Genomic DNA, 16,554 nt, shown 5'->3' with positions numbered 1-16,554 from the left:
AAAAGAAAAAAACAATTTATCACATAGTGTATACGAGAGCAATAAGAAGTATGATAAAATTAAACAGGACCTTTTTCAGAATTTTTTATGTGGAGGTGTGAAAATGAGTAAAAAGTGGGTTTATTTCTTTGCTAATGGAAAGGCAGAAGGTACCGCCCAGATGAAGGATATTCTTGGTGGTAAAGGTGCAAATCTTGCAGAAATGACAAATGCAGGTGTACCGGTGCCTCCCGGCTTTACTATATCAGCAGAAGTTTGTAAGTATTATTATGACAACAACAGAACTTATCCAACTGAGTTGAAAGAACAAGTTGATAAGGCAATGAAAGAACTTGAGGCAGTAACAGGAAAAGGCTTTGGAGATCCAAAGAAACCGCTACTTGTTTCCGTTAGATCTGGTGCAGCTATCTCTATGCCTGGTATGATGGATACGATTCTTAACCTTGGACTTAACGATGAAACTGTTAAGGGTCTTGTTGAAATGACAAACAACGAAAGATTTGCTTACGACTCTTACAGAAGGTTCCTTCAAATGTTCGGTGACACAGCCCTTGGAATCCCCCATGCGGATTTTGAAAATGCGCTTTCTGAAATGAAAGCCAAAAAAGGTGTGAAACTTGATACCGAACTTGATGCTGATGATCTCAAAAAACTTGTTGAAATTTACAAAGAAATTTACAAAAAATACGACAAGGAATTTCCACAAGATGTGTACAAGCAACTTTGGGCTGCTATAGAGGCAGTCATTTGGTCGTGGATGAGTGATAGGGCAATCAAGTACAGGGAAATCCATGGCATAAAGGAAGGACAATTGCTCGGTACTGCAGTAAACATTGTAGCTATGGTTTTTGGTAACATGGGCGATGACAGTGGTACAGGTGTCTGTTTCACAAGAGATCCAAACACAGGAGAAAAAGTTCACTATGGAGAATTTTTACCAAATGCGCAAGGTGAGGATGTTGTTGCTGGTATACGAACCCCTTATCCACTTGAAAAGATGAAGGAAATGATGCCACAAGCTTACGAAGAACTAATCAGCATAATGGATAGATTAGAAGCTTACTTCAAAGATATGCAGGATATCGAATTCACGGTGGAAAAGAACAAGCTTTACATTTTACAAACAAGGAACGCAAAAAGAACAAGCCAAGCAGCAATTAGAATTGCTGTTGATATGGTTCACGAAGGACTTATCGATAAGAAAACAGCAGTGCTTAGGGTGCAACCAAGCGATATTGAAAGGGTTTTACATCCAAAATTCGATGAAAATGAAAGGAAGAATGCGAAGATTATCGCTAGAGGATTACCTGCTTCACCAGGTGCAGCAACTGGTAAAGTATATTTTGATGCTCACAAGGCAGAAAAAGCAGCGGAAGCTGGTGAAAAAGTCTTGCTTGCCAGACCTGAAACAAGTCCGGAAGATGTTGGCGGTATGAATGCTGCAGAAGGTATACTTACAGCACGTGGTGGGATGACATCGCACGCAGCAGTTGTTGCAAGAGGACTTGGTAAACCAGCAGTAGTCGGTGCAGAAAGCATATTTGTGAATGAAGAAGAAGGATATCTCAAAGTTGGAGATATTATTGTAAAAGAAGGCGAATGGCTGTCTATAGACGGTACAACTGGTGAGGTTTTCCTTGGTAAAATAACTACAGTTAAACCAAGAGGACTTGAAGGACCAGTTGCCGAACTTTTAGCTTGGGCTGACGAGTTTAGAAAACTTGGTGTCAGAGCAAACGCTGATGTTCCAAGAGATGCAAAAGTGGCAAGAGAGTTTGGAGCAGAAGGTATAGGACTCTGCAGAACAGAGCACATGTTCTTTGAAAAAGATAGAATTCCAAAAGTCAGAAGAATGATTGTTGCCAGGACAGTTGAAGAAAGAGAAGCAGCTCTTGCGGAATTGTTGCCACTCCAAAAAGAAGATTTCAAAGGATTGTTCAGGGAAATGAAAGGTTATCCAGTTACAATAAGACTTATAGATCCACCACTTCATGAATTCTTACCTCAAGAGGAAGATCAGATGTTAGAAGTTGCTCAACAGATAGGGACAACTGTTGATGAACTTAAAAAAGTCGTCGAACAACTCCATGAACTTAATCCAATGCTTGGGCACAGAGGCGTGAGACTTGTTATTACATATCCAGAAATTGCTGTGATGCAAACAAAAGCTATAATACTTGCAGCTATAGAACTTAAGAAAGAAGAAGGAATAGAAGTTGTACCAGAAATAATGATTCCACTCGTAGGACATGTTAACGAATTGAATTATATAAAGAAAGTGGTAATTGAGACAGCAGATGCACTCCTTAAAGAACACGGTGTGGACCTTAAATACCTTGTTGGTACAATGATTGAGGTACCAAGGGCTGCTGTTACAGCTGATCAAATTGCGCAAGAGGCAGATTTCTTCAGCTTTGGTACTAACGATCTTACACAAATGACGTTTGGATTTAGCCGTGACGATGTTGGTAAATTCCTGCCGGAGTACCTTGAGAAAGGTATACTTGAAGACGATCCGTTCAAACACATAGATACAGAAGGTGTTGGACAACTTGTTAAGTTGGCAACAGAAAAGGGTAAATCTGTCAAACCAAATCTTAAATGTGGAGTTTGTGGAGAACATGGTGGAGATCCAAAATCAATAATGTTCTTTGCCCAGACAAAGCTCGATTATGTGAGTGCTTCACCATACAGAATTCCAGTTGCAAGACTTGCTGCTGCACAAGCAAGTATTAAATACAGAAGCTAATTTTTCATCTCTACACAGGGGCGCTTTTGCGCCCCTTATATTATAGTAAGTTGAGATTTTAAATCTCAAAAGTCAAAGGTGATAAGGAGCTAAAATTGCTGATACTTCTCGATTTCTAATAGTATTGTCTATGTTTAAGTATTTGGTAATCTACGTGCAATCAGTTTTCATGTGTGAGGTGATTTGTATGTTCACATTTGTACTTAGCGTTGTAGCAGCAATCCTTGCTTTTTTTCTAACTGATAATTATATGTATTTTTTTATAATCACCATAGGACTGTATTACCTTTTTAGAAAAGAAAGCAAAGCAGAAACTTTTACCGCACTTAACTTAATATTGATCAGTGCGATAGCTCTCTTCGGAAAGTTCAGATCTTACAGTCAAGACGGACTAAATTTTGTTATTTACGGTGCGTTTTTATCTGTAGTTTATGATATTTTTAAAAAGTGGTACTACGTTATTCCCATGTTTTTCTTAACTGGAATAGGAATAAGTTTGATAAGCTCAATTAAATTCGGAAAAGTGGGATATTTCTTCGGACTTATTCTTATTCCAGTTGTTTTAAGGGAATACAGCTTACAAAAAAAGTTATCGAGTGAAAATAAAACCTTCAGCGGGGGCGAAGAGAAATGAAAGTGTTAATTTTGGCAGCCGGCCTTGGGAAAAGAATGAAGTCAAAATATCCAAAGGTAATCCACAAAATTCTTGGGAAACCAATGATAAACTGGGTTATAGACCTTGCCAAAAATTTCGGAGAAGTAGGTGTCGTAATTGGTCACAAAGCAGAAATTGTTAAGAATTTTCTGCCTCATGATGTTAAAATTTATCTTCAAGAACCTCAACTTGGCACTGGACATGCGGTTATGTGTGCAAGAGAGTTCATCAGTATTGATGATGAGTTACTGGTGCTTTATGGTGATGTACCACTTTTAAGAAAAGAGACCGTTGAGAAGCTCAGAAAAGAACATAGCGAAAAAGGTAATCAGGTGACTGTATTAACATTTGTTACAGAAAATCCAACGGGGTATGGTAGAATCGTGAGGAATGATGGAAAAATAAGAATTGTAGAAGACAAAGATGCATCGCATGAAGAAAAACAAATAAAGGAAGTTAACAGCGGTATATATATTTTCTCTGGAAAATTTTTGCATGAAAATATTGATAGTTTAAAAAACAACAATGCACAAGGTGAATATTATCTAACAGACCTTGTTGGAATAGCTGATAAAGTTTCTACGGTACTTTTAGAAGATGTTCTTGAGGTAAGCGGTGTAAATGATCGTGTTCAGCTTGCCGAACTTGAATCTATAGCCCGTCAAAGAATCTTGAGAGCACTTATGCTCTCCGGGGTAACTATAGTTGATCCATCTTCCACATTCATCGGTCCAGATGTTGAAATTGAGATGGATACAGTCGTTCATCCATTTACCATAATAGAAGGAAAAACAAAGATCGGACAAGATTGTGAAATCGGTCCTTATACTCACGTTGTGGATTCAGTAATAGGTAACAATGTGAAGATCATAAGATCTGAAATTGAAAAAAGTATAATTGAAAGTGAGGTTTCTATCGGTCCATTTGCAAGGTTAAGGGAGGGAACCTGGTTAAAGGAAAAAGTTAAGATAGGGAACTTTGTCGAGACAAAAAAGGCAACTATCGGCAAGAATTCGAAAGCGCAACATCTTACATACCTTGGGGACGCAACAGTTGGTGAGAATGTAAATGTTGGTGCGGGTACAATTACATGTAACTACGATGGTTACAGAAAACATAAAACATATATAGGTGATGGAGCATTTATTGGAAGTAACTCTTCTCTTGTAGCACCTGTAAAAATTGGCAAAGGTGCAATTACAGGTGCTGGTTCTGTAATCACCGAAGACGTGCCTGACGATGCACTTGCGCTTGGTAGGGCAAGGCAGGTAATTAAAGAAGGGTGGGCAAAGAAAAAAAGGGAGGAAATGGAGAATGCAGATAACAAGGAATGAGATGAAGATTTTCACAGGAAATGCTAATAGAGTTTTAGCGGAAAAGGTTGCAAGTTATATAGGAATGCGACTTGGAGACATAACTGTTGGAAGATTCGCAGATGGTGAGATTAACGTCCGCATTGAAGAAACAGTTAGAGGACATGATGTATTTGTTATACAACCAACATGTCCTCCTGTAAATGAGAATTTAATGGAACTTCTTATAATGATAGATGCATTTAAAAGAGCTTCTGCAAATAGTGTTGCTGTCGTTATTCCATATTATGGATACGCAAGGCAAGATAGGAAAGCAAAAGGTAGAGATCCTATTACAGCAAAATTGATCGCGAACTTGCTCACAGTGGCTGGTGCAACAAGGGTAATGACTGTGGATTTGCATGCTGAACAGGTGCAAGGATTTTTCGATATACCAGTTGATAACCTGTGGAGTTTTCCTGTCTTCCTTGAAGAGCTGAAGAAAGATGGACTAATCCAAGATGATACTGTGATAGTTTCACCGGATGTAGGTGGGGTGAAGCGCGCAAGACAGATTGCGGAAAAGGTGGGTCTACCACTTGCTATACTTGATAAACGAAGACCAAAAGATAATGTTGCTGAAATACTGAATATAATTGGTGATGTGAAAGATAAAACTGCTATAATAGTTGATGATATAGTTGATACTGCTCGATCCTTAGTTGAGGGTGCAAATGCTATTAAAAGCGCCGGAGCCAAGAAAGTAGTTGCATGTATAACACATCCTGTGCTCTCATCAGGTGCACCTGAAAGAATAGAGAATTCGAGTATTGAAAAGATTTATATTAGTGATACAATATATCATCAGAGTCTACCACAAAAATTTAAGGTGGTGTCTGTTGCTCCGTTACTAGGAGAAGCGATAATTAGAGTAAGAAAAAATCTTTCTGTGAGTATACTATTTAAGTAATATACGCTCAGAATATATTCTTTAGATTTCAAAAACCGGGTTCCGTGATTTTGAGTCTGGAATCTCATTTTTGTATTTTGAAGTGATAATAATAATAAACCTTTAAAATAAAAAGAGAAGGAGGAAGAAGTATGGAACATGTTGTCAGTGCGCAGATAAGGTCCATTGTAGGAAACAAGCGCGCCGTTCGAAGGCTGAGGACGCAAGGCGCTATTCCTGCGGTTGCTTATGGGCCCGGTATTGAAAAGCCACTCAGTTTGGTACTAAGCAAGGCGGATTTTTTAAAGATATTCAAACACATAACAGAATCCACACCACTCACACTCGTTGTGGTAGATGAAAATGGTAAGAAAGCCTTCGAACATTTAGCATTCATAAAGATGGTACAGTACGATAAGATTACAGACGAACTTAAACACGTTGATTTCTACATACCAGAAGCACACCATAAGATGAAGATAAATGTTCCAGTTGAAGTTGTTGGTAAAGCAATCGGTGTTGAAAAAGGTGGTATATTGGAAGTTATTCACCACGAAGTACCTGTTAAAGCTTTGCCGGATAAGGTACCTGAAGTGATCAAAATAGATGTAACAAGCCTTGATTTGGGAAGTACGCTGAGAGTTAAGGATGTTGTGTTGCCAGAAGGTGTCGAGATTGATATGGATGACGAAGATGTTTTAATAACTATAGTTGTTCCAAGAGGACTTGAAGTGGAGACAACAACTGCTACGACGACAACTACTGAGCCAGAAGTTGTGAAGAAAGGTAAGAAAGAAGAAGAGGAAGAAAAATAATTGTAAAAACGTAAAGTCTATAAGATCCCCCGAAAGGGGGATTTTTTTGAGAGGTGTAAAAGCATGATTGTAATTGGATTAGGTAATCCTGGAGAAAAATATGAGAATACAAGACATAATGTTGGATTTATGGTACTTGATAAAATAAGTAAGAATTGGAAAAAAGGACCAAACTACTTATACTCCGATGTTCAAATATCTGGTGAAAAAGTCAAACTTATCAAACCAATGACTTATATGAATTTAAGTGGAGAGGTATTCAAATATCTGCCACATGATGGTATAATTGTAGTGTACGATGATTTGGATATACCATTGGGAAAGATTAGAATAAGAAAGGAAGGAAGTGCTGGAGGACATAACGGTATAAAGTCTATAATATCTTACATAGGAAAAGATTTCCCAAGAATAAGAGTAGGTATTGGGCCCAAGCCAGATAATATTGATGCGGCTGATTTTGTTTTATCTGCGTTCTCAAAAGAAGAGTTCATAGTATTAAGCGATGTTGTTAAACTCTGTATAGAAGCAATTGAGTTCATTCTTAAGGAAGGAATAGACAAAGCTATGAGTAAGTACAACTCATTACAGGTAGCTAAGTGATAAGGTTAATTATTGAAAACGAAAGGGTGATATCTTGGAAAAAGATACTTTTTGTATTAAATGTGGAAAACAAGCAAGGATTATTCAAAACGTTTACATAGATGGCGCAACAAAAACTATTAGTTACTGTGTAAGATGTTTTGTGGAGATGTTAAAATATGAGAGTAAGAATTATGTTAAAGTAGGTGTTAGAGCTGTCGCAAGTCATATGAATTTTGTAGAAGAAGCACCTGTGAAAGACGGTGTTTTTGAGCAATCTCTTGAAGAAATATACTCAGTTATGCCAACCACTATACAACTTAGTATTTTTAGGCAAGAGTCGAATTCTTACAAGAAGATCATTACAGACATAAAAAAAAGAAAACTTGTACTGTTGAATCATAGGTTAAGAAAGGCAGTAAAAAAGGAAAATTACCATAAAGCTTCGAAAATCAAGAAGAAGATGGATGATATAAAAGGTACATCAGAATAGTCTTTGGTAATATCTTTTGTACTATATTAAATAACTCAGTGCAGAGATAACCATCATTGCAGCAAGGATAATGCGTATTATCTTGATATTAACTTTCATATTCAAATGCGAACCGAAATATCCTCCCACAAAAGAACCTAAACCCATTACAATACCTGGAACGAATTCAATTTTCTTTCCTACTGAAAATATTGCAAGTGCGAAAACTGTAAATAGGAGCGTCAACAAAATCTTCATCGCGTTTGCGTTTTTTAAGTTATATCCTTCTAAAATCGTTAGTGCATATATCAAGAAAAAGCCTACACCGGCTTGAATGTATCCTCCGTATAAACCGATAAGAAAGAAAACCAAAAAACTAACTGTCTTTTTTCTTTTAACTTCCCTTTTTCCTTCTTCCCACACTTTTGGCGAGAAAATTACAAAGTATGCCATTACTAAAAATATAACACCTAAGCTAAGCTTTATGAAATTCTCAGGAAGTTTAAGAACAATTAAGCTGCCGACGATCCCTCCGATTATCGTTGGAATACCAAGAAACAAAGCATTCTTTGGTTGCAACATTCTATTTTTCAAGAAATTTCCTGTAGCAGAAATGTTTTGAAGCAAAATGGCTATTCTATTAGTTGCGTTTGCAACACTTGGTGATAGTCCATATAGACTTAACAATGGTAATGTCAAAAATGAGCCACCACCAGCCAAAACATTTATTATTCCCGATAAGAAACCGCCGATAAACAGTAGTATCATCATCCACATCGTAACCCACCTCAAAATTTTGAGAGGAATAAAATAATCAACTTTATGAGATTGAGGACATCTTTTATATTTAACATTTCTACTTGGGAGTGTAAATATCTTATAGGTACACTTAAGGCTACCATAGGAACACCGTAATCTGTAAAAACACTTGCATCATTTCCACCACCAGTTGTTCCAATTTGTATCGGAATACCATTTTCATCGGCAATTTTTATAAGTAATTTTACAATCCCAATATCAGATATTGAACTATTATCATATGCTCTTATTACAGGTCCTTTGCCAAGCTCTATATGTTTATTTTGCTTACTGCAACAAGCGAACGAATCCACAGCAATAGCTAAATCATATATTGAATTTTCAAAAGTGGAGAGTCTGTTTATCAGAGCTTTCGCTCCTTTTAAGCCTACTTCTTCTTGCACTGTCCAGGCAAATGTGCAGTTTGCTCTTAATTTATCGCTTTTCATAACTTCAATGAGTGTATAACATCCAAATCTATCGTCGAGACTTCTTGCAGAAAGAAAATCGTTATTTAAAATTGCATACTCTTTTCTAAAAACAGCATAATCCATAATAGAAATTCCCATACTTAAAAGCTCGTCTTTAGATTTTGCACCCACGTCTATACACTTGTCAAATGTCACACCATCAGCCTTAAGGTGTGGTGGGACAGTTCCAATAACACCGTCTATAACTCCACTTTGTGTTATAACCTGAACAAATGAACCTTGTATACTGTCTTCGATAATTCCTCCAACATTTCTTATCTCAAGTTTTCCATCATCCCTTAATCCAGTTATGTAAAAGCCTATTTCATCCATGTGGGCTAACAGTATAACATTTTTACTTTTTATTCCTGATTGCTTACGTGCAATCAAGTTTCCTATATTATCTATTTCATAATTTTTGTCTCCAATCAAAGAAATAATTTTCTCTCTTACTAATTCCTCTCTGCCCGAAACTCCTGGTACTTTACACAAACTTATCAATTCTTGAATAATCGCATCCTTGCTTTTTGTGTATTCCACGTTCATTCCTCCCTTCAGTTTCATCTATTTTATTATACCACAAATTCATTCGTGATACGAAATATTTTCTCGTAAAAAATATTTGCCTTGTTGACAAAAATATTTGCCATATGATACAATATTGTTGTCAAAACATAAAAAGGGGGTATTTTAATGGATATATACAAGCATGAGAAGAGGAATCTTGCTTTAGTGTTAAGTGGTCGTTTTGAATCGATTGTTGGAGCCGCGGCACTTATGGTGGCTATGCCGCTTTACATACTGGATCTAACAAAATCAGGAGCTATTATGGGATTTGTAACTGTTTTTCAGATACTCCCGAGGTTGTTAGTGTTACCCTTTGGAGGAGTTATTGGAGATAGAGTGAATCGAAAGTGGTGGATGGTGGGGCTTGATGAGTTACGAGGTATTTTGCTGCTTCTTATGTGGTTAATATTGCAACGTGGGTTTTTAAGTTTACCGGTTTTATTGATTTTTATAGGAATATTGTCGATCCTTGATGGGTTATTCAGTGCACCTACGGCAGCTATGTTCGGAGATGTGGTAAGAAAGGAGCATATGAAATTAGCTACTTCATTAAATTCTGCATCACACGGACTGGGAAACATAGTAGGACCTATGCTTGGCGGATTGATTTATGGAATGTATGGGTTTAAAAATGTTATTCTTTTCACTGGAGTGTTGTACATTTTCTCAGGGGTTACCGAGATGTTTATTGTATATAGGTTTTCACCAAATAGTGAGAAGCTTAAATTTTTCTCCGAAATAGGGGAGGGTATAGCTTTTGTTTGGAACAATAGGGGTTTAAGATTTTTGTTTTTCTTTGCAATTATTTTAAATTTTTTGGCAAGTCCACTTTTTATGGTTGTTTTTCCATATTTATCAAGGATTGTTTTTAAATTTTCGGCTGCTCAATTTGGTTCTTTACAAACGTTTGCTACTGTTGGAGCGCTTCTTGGAAATATTTCTATAATCGTATTTCTGAGAAAGGTGAGTTCTAAGGGTCTTATAACAACTGGACTTGTGTTACAATCGCTTTTTAGCATTGTTTTTTCCTTTGTGATCATGCCGTGGGTTGGTCTAAGTACTTTAAATATTTATCTGATGTTTGCCGGGGCTTTGGTAATAATTAGTTTTTTTAATGTGCTTGTTAATATACCCATTAATGCAAATTTGCAAATTTTAATACCTTCCGAATTACGTTCGAGGGTGTTTTCTGTACTTGAGTTTCTTGCAACGTGTATGATACCACTTTCATCCCTGATTTATGGATACTTATTAGATAAGATCCAACCTCTTTGGTTTTTCTTATCAGTTAACATTTTGACTTTGTTTGTTGTGCTTATTTTTATAGTGAACGCCCCACAAGAAGCCTATGACCCAAATTTGGTAACAACTAAATAAGTTTAATTTCAACTGATTGTTTATGGTATAATAATAAAGCAAGTTAAGGTTCACGTTAGTAGAGTTTATGGAGTGAGGAGAGAATGTCTTTGAATGATTTTTTCAAAGGGGTAATATTTAGTACTTTAGCTGGTTTATCAACCGTACTTGGTGCTGTGCCTTTGTTGGCTATTCATAAGCATTTGGGAGAAAAGGTAATAGATGCACTTCTTGGTATGGCAGCTGGTATTATGTTAGCTGCTAGTTCGTTTAGTCTTACTTTACCGGCTCTTGAAATTGGGGGCGTTTTGAGATTTTTGATAGGATTTATATTGGGAGCAATTTTGGTAGATTTGATTGACAAGTTTTCACCACATGAGCATTTTCTAAAAGGTCACGAAGGATTTGATACGAAACGCGTGGCAAAGATTTGGCTGTTTGTTATTGCCATTACTATTCATAATTTTCCGGAAGGTATGGCTGTGGGTATAAGTGGTTATACTCCAGAGGCCTTGAGTGTGGCAATTGCTATTGGGGCTCAAAATATACCTGAAGGTGCAGCTACAATGATTGCCTTGATTAATGCCGGATATTCGGTAAGGTTTTCTTTGTTTGTAACTTTCTTAACTGGTGTTGTTGAGATGATAGGTGGAATGTTTGGTGCAGGTTTGATACTAATCAGTAAAGGACTATTACCTTATATGCTTGCTTTTGCAGCAGGTGCAATGATTTTCGTTGTGAGTGATGAAGTTATCCCAGAAACTCATTTGAGAGGCAACGAAAGATTATCAACATATTTTGTTATATTTGGATTTTTTATCATGTCTGCCCTCGATGTTCTGCTTGGATAATTGATTCAAATTCTTCTTGGCTTGGTAGGAGCATATACACAGCTTTGTCTTTTCCTGATTTCTTAGCAATGTATAAAAGCTCATCAGCTGCTTTTAAAACTTCCGTAGGTGATTGGAAATCGTTAGAACTGACAACTCCCGCTGAAACCGTGCATCGACCATAGGGGAATTCTGTAGTTCTTATCTTTTGAAGGATATTTTCAATTATATCTACTACCTCATCCTTAGTGGTCTTGGTTAATACCACCGTGAACTCCTCGCCGCCATATCTTCCAGCTATTCCCTTTTCGCTAACCATTTCCCTTAGGATTTTTCCTACTAATCTTAAAGTTTCATCACCAACTAAATGTCCGTAAGTATCATTTATTTTTTTAAAGTCATCTATGTCTATCATTGCAACAAAATACGTTTTATCACTCTTTTTGAATAGAGAATGCGTCTCCTCCAGGAATCTTAAAAGTTCTTTTTTGTTGAACAAACCTGTTAAACCATCAACAGTTGAAGCTACTTTGAGCTCTCTGAATGTATTTAATGTGTTGAATAACAAGCTAATACTTTCTTTTGCATCGTTGAAAACTTTAACTAAATTACGCGGTTCCAAGATCTTATAAAGGGCTATAGCACCTATTTCATTACCATCGTATTTTATAGTATGATAAAAAACGTCATTCAGGCTTGTCTCAAGACCATAGGTGCCAAAAAACGACCAATTTGAAGGTTCTAAAGGCTTTTCTAAAATTTTCAATAATTTATCTTTAAGGACATTTCTCTGCAGCTGGATTCCAAAATTGTATATACGTCCTTCAACGGGTGAAAGTATAAGAAAAGCACATGATTCGAATGAAGTAAAATTTGAAAAGAAGTTTTTTAGCTCTTTCACAACATAGTATTCATCTCTTGCAAACTGAACCAGGGATAAAACTTCTCTGTTTAGTATTTCCATTCTCATTTTTTGTTCCAAAACATCGTAAATACTATTAAACATAACATTTTTTGAAGCTTTATCGCTACGAAAGTCTTGATTTAAGAATTCCAAAATCGTTTTTTCTAATTCTTCTTTTGGGAGAAGTTTAGATATGAATCTATTTGCTCCGCTATTTCGTGCCCAGAATTCGTTTATAACATCGTCAGAGCCAGTCAAAATTGCTATTCCAGCATTTTGAAATGCAGATACAGAACGAATGTAAAGGCACAATTGCAGACCTGATACTCCAGGCATATTGTAATCACTAATGATTGCATCTGGGTACTCTTTTAACGCCAGGTCCACAGCTTGCATTGCATTATCCGCCGTAATGACGTTATAACCATTTTTAGTTAGCAGATTTTCAAGTATAAGTCTCCAAAACCTGCTGTCATCAACTATCAAAACCTTTTTCAACTTTCCATCTCCCTGTACAAATACTGCGTCGTTCTATCTAAAATTATACAACATTCTTTTCCCTTTCTATACTGAGTTGTTCAAATCTTTTTACGTTGAGATAAGATATATCTGTGTGAAGTGTTTTGCCAAACAGTATTGTCTCAGCAAGTGCTTCACCAACAGCAGGCGCTACCATAAAACCATGTCCAGAGTAACCAACCGCATAGTAATAGCCTTTTATCTTGTCACTTTGACCTATTATTGGTTGGGCGTCCGGTGACATTTCGTACATACCGCTCCAATGTCTCATCAATCTAACATGCTTTAAAAATGGAAACAATTTTACCATTTTTGTAATAAGCTCTTGTTCAAATTTGAAGGTCACGTTGTAATTAATTCCAGGTTTTTCGTCTTTGTCTCCCTGACCCATTATGAATTGCCCATGTTGCGTTTGACGCATATAGAAATTTCCAGAGAAACTTATAGCCATCATTGGGAAGAAATTTTCAAGTGGTTCTGTGACTAAAATCTGGTGTCTGTAACTTTCCACAGGAAGGTCTACTCCAATCATATTTGAAACTTCTTTTGACCAAGGTCCTGAAGCATTTACAACCGCTTCGCATTTAAAGTACCCATTTGAAGTCTCAATACCTACAACTCTATTGTTTTGAACATCAATACCTTTAACCTCTGTATGAGTATAGATCTGTCCCCCCATCCTTTTTACTGCTTGCGCATAACCAATTACCGCTTTGTGTGGATTGGCGTGTCCGTCGGTTTGGCAAAAAGTTGCAAGTAGCAAGTTATCTGTATTTATATAAGGATAACGTTCTTTTACTTGTTTTGCAGATAATATTTCAACATTTAATCCTTCTTCTTTTTGCATTTTAACGTTTCTTTCAAATTGCGATGCCTCTTCTTCGTTATAGGATAGTACAAGATAACCACCTTGGTAATATTCTATATCCACTCCAACATCTTCTTTAAAACGTTCAAATAGTTTAACACTCCTCATTGCAAGTCTAACATTTGCCCTCGTAGACCATTGTTGTCTAATCCCACCGGCACACCGACCTGTTGAACCAGATGAAAGGTAGGATTTTTCAAACACGGCCACTGATGTTTCGCCTAATTTACAAAGAAAATATGCCAATGCAGTACCTGTTATTCCACCACCAATTATACATATTTTGTATTTTCTGTCTTCATTTTTCATATTGCTCATTTTTTCACTCCTTCTTATTTTTGAAGTTGTGGTAATTTAATATTGCTTCAAAAGGTAGCGGCGTTGTCGGTGGACGAAATGCACCAAGTTCGATCTCAGAAATTGGTGTACCAGTTTTTTCAGAGATGATTTGTAGTGTTAAGTTTCTGCAAGTCTTTCCACCACAAGGTCCCATACCTATTCTTAACATACGTCGCATTTCTTCGTAATCTGTAATGCCAAGTTCGATAAGTCTTTCAATATCATCTTTTGTTATCTCTTCGCATCTGCATATGAACTCTTTAAAATGCTCGATGAATGAGAAGCTCCTTACAATATTTTCCAGCCCAGCCGGAACGCGTAAGTAGACAATGTGTGTTTTATCTTTCTTGTTTAAGATAATATTCTCAACCATGCCTTTTCCAACAATTTTTCCTTCTTTGTCAAGTAGGTTAACGTGTTGACCCTTTTCTGGAATTGGAAGCAATTCATAAGGTATACCTACTAAAGAATAATCTTCTTTTTCTTGAACAAGAAAAATAGCAAGTCCAGGACATTTTATAACACAGATGCCACAACCTGTACATTTGTTGTAATCTATATGAGGAATACCGTTTATGTTATCACCAACATCTATTGCGCCACTTGGACAAGAAGTTTCGCACGGATTACACGGAATAGCTTGCGGACACTCTATAATTGCTCTTAACTTTCCTTTAGGTCCGGTATCAATTTGCAATTGTTCTCTGTATCCGCCAGATGGAAAATGTATACCAAATCTTTCTAATCCACTTCTAACTTTCTGAGAAAAAGGTCCCTTTCTGAATTCTATAAGCTCTCTTTTCATCTTCTCTATTTTATCACTTACATCCTTTCCCGATAGTTTTTGGGCTATATTATAACCGGCTATATATCCTTCTATCATAGCTGTCGTAGCTTCTTCTATGCTTGATAAATCACCAGCTATGTAAATGTTATCTATATTTGTTTTCATATTCTCGTCTCTAAATGGCACATAACCACCGAGTTCTGGAACATATGTTATTTTTACTCCGGCTTGAGCAGCAAGGTCGATGTTAGGTTGTAAGCCTACCGCAAGACATATAGCATCCACTACAAATTGCTTTTCTGTATCATATATCGGTTTGAAGTTTTTGTCTACTTGGGCAACAACCGCACCTTCAACTCTTTCTTCTCCGATAGCTTCTATTATAGTGTGGTTTAAAAGAATTGGAACACCGAGTCTTTTGACTTTGTTTGCATGTACCATATACCCGCCGATTTTTGAAGATCCCTCTACAATAGCTTTTACTTTAGCACCAGCTTGTATAAGCTGGTAAGCCACAATAAGTCCAATATTTCCAGCACCAACTATAAGAAAAGAACGACCAGGAAGTACTTTGTACTGGTTCATTAACGTCTGTACAGCTCCCGCACCATACACACCTGGAAGTGTATTATTTTTAAATGCTATAAATCTTTCGGTAGCTCCCGTTGCAAGTACTATATAATCGGCTTGCAAATGTTCAACAATATTCTTAGATCTGTCGTACAATACGATTCCGTCTTCATAAATTCCTGTAACTGTGGTCTGTAACCTCATATCCACACCTAATTCCATTACTTTCTTTACTAACTTCTTACCTATTTCAAATCCTCTTACAGAGGCAAAAAAACCTTCATGTCCGAAAAACTTGTGAGTTTGTTTTGGTAATTGACCACCTGGCTCTATTCCTTCATCCACGATTAGAACATCGCTACCTTTACCAAGTGTCTCAGCAATTGCAAGTGCTCCTGTCAAACCTGCTGGACCTGCGCCAACAACTAATACTTTAACATGGTCTATTACCTTTCCTACCATACAGGTTTCCCCCTTCCGGTTTGCATGCGAACATTCATACCTTCCCGAACAGGGGTAATGCAAGCTCTTATATTCGGAATACCATCCACTTCTACCAAACAAGCTGAGCATTTTCCAATAGCACAAAAAAAGCCACGTGGATGGTTATGTTCTGTTAAACCAAATATATCAAAACCATTTGCTATGAGTGCACTGGCGATAGTATCGTCAACTGTTGCTTGAATGACTTTACCTTCGAAAAGAAACTTTACATATTCCTTTTCTGCAGGTATACTTACTTCAATTATAGGATGTTGATATATTCTAAGAGCTTTACCCATCTATCCCCCTCCAATTTACGAATATGTTTATCTACACTAAATATTATATTTGTCGCAAGTTGGCTCACAAAATACTGAAATTATTCGTTTTGCGAAATGAACAATTGTTTTAAGTTGAAAACCAATTCTTTTCTTTATATTAATTGTTTTTTGTAAAGAAACGTTATTACACAAGACTAGAATTTTCATAAAATCGAATACCACGGATGACTTAGATATGAGCAATGATTCTAAGGAAACCCAAGATTTGTAT

Annotated in this window: 15 protein-coding genes; 9 read left to right on the top strand and 6 right to left on the bottom strand. The window is 36.7% G+C overall.

What is annotated here, in order from left to right; all coding sequences use genetic code 11:
* The first annotated feature begins 103 nt into the window (after window positions 1–103).
* From ppdK to N2Z58_04350, 7 genes are all read left to right on the top strand, one after another.
* A complete protein-coding gene (ppdK, locus tag N2Z58_04380; GenBank protein ID MCX7653897.1) occupies window positions 104–2,749 on the top strand; it encodes a pyruvate, phosphate dikinase in 2,646 nt (881 codons plus the stop codon).
* A gap of 187 nt (window positions 2,750–2,936) precedes the next feature.
* A complete protein-coding gene (locus N2Z58_04375; GenBank protein ID MCX7653896.1) occupies window positions 2,937–3,383 on the top strand; it encodes a hypothetical protein in 447 nt (148 codons plus the stop codon).
* Window positions 3,380–4,738 (top strand): bifunctional UDP-N-acetylglucosamine diphosphorylase/glucosamine-1-phosphate N-acetyltransferase GlmU, encoded by a 1,359-nt coding sequence (glmU, locus tag N2Z58_04370; GenBank protein ID MCX7653895.1) that lies wholly within the window; start codon window positions 3,380–3,382, stop codon window positions 4,736–4,738. Before N2Z58_04375 ends, glmU begins: the two co-directional genes overlap by 4 nt.
* Window positions 4,719–5,666: a ribose-phosphate pyrophosphokinase gene (locus tag N2Z58_04365; GenBank protein MCX7653894.1), complete on the top strand. Its 948-nt coding sequence runs from the start codon at window positions 4,719–4,721 to the stop codon at window positions 5,664–5,666. Before glmU ends, N2Z58_04365 begins: the two co-directional genes overlap by 20 nt.
* A gap of 131 nt (window positions 5,667–5,797) precedes the next feature.
* Window positions 5,798–6,460, top strand: coding sequence for a 50S ribosomal protein L25 (locus tag N2Z58_04360; GenBank protein MCX7653893.1), 663 nt, complete (start codon window positions 5,798–5,800; stop codon window positions 6,458–6,460).
* A gap of 63 nt (window positions 6,461–6,523) precedes the next feature.
* Window positions 6,524–7,060: an aminoacyl-tRNA hydrolase gene (gene pth / locus N2Z58_04355; protein ID MCX7653892.1), complete on the top strand. Its 537-nt coding sequence runs from the start codon at window positions 6,524–6,526 to the stop codon at window positions 7,058–7,060.
* 34 nt (window positions 7,061–7,094) lie between these two features.
* On the top strand, window positions 7,095–7,532 hold the full coding sequence (locus N2Z58_04350; protein ID MCX7653891.1) for a hypothetical protein: 438 nt from the start codon (window positions 7,095–7,097) through the stop codon (window positions 7,530–7,532).
* Window positions 7,533–7,553: 21 nt separating this feature from the next.
* Here the strand turns inward: N2Z58_04350 and N2Z58_04345 are convergent, their stop codons facing one another.
* A complete protein-coding gene (locus N2Z58_04345; protein ID MCX7653890.1) occupies window positions 7,554–8,288 on the bottom strand; it encodes a sulfite exporter TauE/SafE family protein in 735 nt (244 codons plus the stop codon).
* An 11-nt stretch (window positions 8,289–8,299) separates the two neighbouring features.
* Window positions 8,300–9,319: a M42 family metallopeptidase gene (locus N2Z58_04340; protein ID MCX7653889.1), complete on the bottom strand. Its 1,020-nt coding sequence runs from the start codon at window positions 9,317–9,319 to the stop codon at window positions 8,300–8,302.
* Between the two features lie 153 nt (window positions 9,320–9,472).
* Here N2Z58_04340 and N2Z58_04335 point away from each other — a divergent pair, with 153 nt between their 5' ends.
* Window positions 9,473–10,723: an MFS transporter gene (locus tag N2Z58_04335; GenBank protein ID MCX7653888.1), complete on the top strand. Its 1,251-nt coding sequence runs from the start codon at window positions 9,473–9,475 to the stop codon at window positions 10,721–10,723.
* An 83-nt stretch (window positions 10,724–10,806) separates the two neighbouring features.
* Entirely contained in the window at window positions 10,807–11,553 is a 747-nt protein-coding gene (locus tag N2Z58_04330; GenBank protein ID MCX7653887.1) for a ZIP family metal transporter, read from the top strand.
* Here N2Z58_04330 and N2Z58_04325 read toward each other — a convergent pair.
* The 4 genes from N2Z58_04325 to N2Z58_04310 are packed head-to-tail and all read right to left on the bottom strand — an operon-like array spanning window position 11,522 to window position 16,301.
* On the bottom strand, window positions 11,522–12,934 hold the full coding sequence (locus N2Z58_04325) for a diguanylate cyclase (GenBank protein ID MCX7653886.1): 1,413 nt from the start codon (window positions 12,932–12,934) through the stop codon (window positions 11,522–11,524). The genes N2Z58_04330 and N2Z58_04325 overlap by 32 nt on opposite strands.
* 43 nt (window positions 12,935–12,977) lie before the next feature.
* Window positions 12,978–14,141 carry an FAD-binding oxidoreductase gene (locus N2Z58_04320; protein MCX7653885.1) on the bottom strand — a complete coding sequence of 388 codons (1,164 nt, stop codon included), beginning with the start codon at window positions 14,139–14,141 and terminating at the stop codon, window positions 12,978–12,980.
* A gap of 4 nt (window positions 14,142–14,145) precedes the next feature.
* Entirely contained in the window at window positions 14,146–15,981 is a 1,836-nt protein-coding gene (locus N2Z58_04315; protein ID MCX7653884.1) for an FAD-dependent oxidoreductase, read from the bottom strand.
* Window positions 15,975–16,301 (bottom strand): (2Fe-2S)-binding protein, encoded by a 327-nt coding sequence (locus tag N2Z58_04310; GenBank protein MCX7653883.1) that lies wholly within the window; start codon window positions 16,299–16,301, stop codon window positions 15,975–15,977. Before N2Z58_04310 ends, N2Z58_04315 begins: the two co-directional genes overlap by 7 nt.
* Window positions 16,302–16,554: the final 253 nt, after the last annotated feature.

The organism is Fervidobacterium sp. (assembly GCA_026419195.1).
Classification (GTDB): domain Bacteria; phylum Thermotogota; class Thermotogae; order Thermotogales; family Fervidobacteriaceae; genus Fervidobacterium.
The sequence above is the reverse complement of the archived record's forward strand: the minus strand, read 5'-3'. Positions and strand labels throughout refer to the sequence as shown.

Excerpts from the sequence above, each read along its gene's own strand:
- ppdK (MCX7653897.1), top strand. The coding sequence starts at position 104 with ATGAGTAAAAAGTGGGTTTATTTCTTTGCTAATGGAAAGGCAGAAGGT.
- N2Z58_04375 (MCX7653896.1), top strand. The coding sequence starts at position 2,937 with ATGTTCACATTTGTACTTAGCGTTGTAGCAGCAATCCTTGCTTTTTTT.
- glmU (MCX7653895.1), top strand. The coding sequence starts at position 3,380 with ATGAAAGTGTTAATTTTGGCAGCCGGCCTTGGGAAAAGAATGAAGTCA.
- N2Z58_04365 (MCX7653894.1), top strand. The coding sequence starts at position 4,719 with ATGCAGATAACAAGGAATGAGATGAAGATTTTCACAGGAAATGCTAAT.
- N2Z58_04360 (MCX7653893.1), top strand. The coding sequence starts at position 5,798 with ATGGAACATGTTGTCAGTGCGCAGATAAGGTCCATTGTAGGAAACAAG.
- pth (MCX7653892.1), top strand. The coding sequence starts at position 6,524 with ATGATTGTAATTGGATTAGGTAATCCTGGAGAAAAATATGAGAATACA.
- N2Z58_04345 (MCX7653890.1), bottom strand. The coding sequence starts at position 8,288 with ATGTGGATGATGATACTACTGTTTATCGGCGGTTTCTTATCGGGAATA.
- N2Z58_04335 (MCX7653888.1), top strand. The coding sequence starts at position 9,473 with ATGGATATATACAAGCATGAGAAGAGGAATCTTGCTTTAGTGTTAAGT.
- N2Z58_04330 (MCX7653887.1), top strand. The coding sequence starts at position 10,807 with ATGTCTTTGAATGATTTTTTCAAAGGGGTAATATTTAGTACTTTAGCT.
- N2Z58_04320 (MCX7653885.1), bottom strand. The coding sequence starts at position 14,141 with ATGAGCAATATGAAAAATGAAGACAGAAAATACAAAATATGTATAATT.
- N2Z58_04315 (MCX7653884.1), bottom strand. The coding sequence starts at position 15,981 with ATGGTAGGAAAGGTAATAGACCATGTTAAAGTATTAGTTGTTGGCGCA.
- N2Z58_04310 (MCX7653883.1), bottom strand. The coding sequence starts at position 16,301 with ATGGGTAAAGCTCTTAGAATATATCAACATCCTATAATTGAAGTAAGT.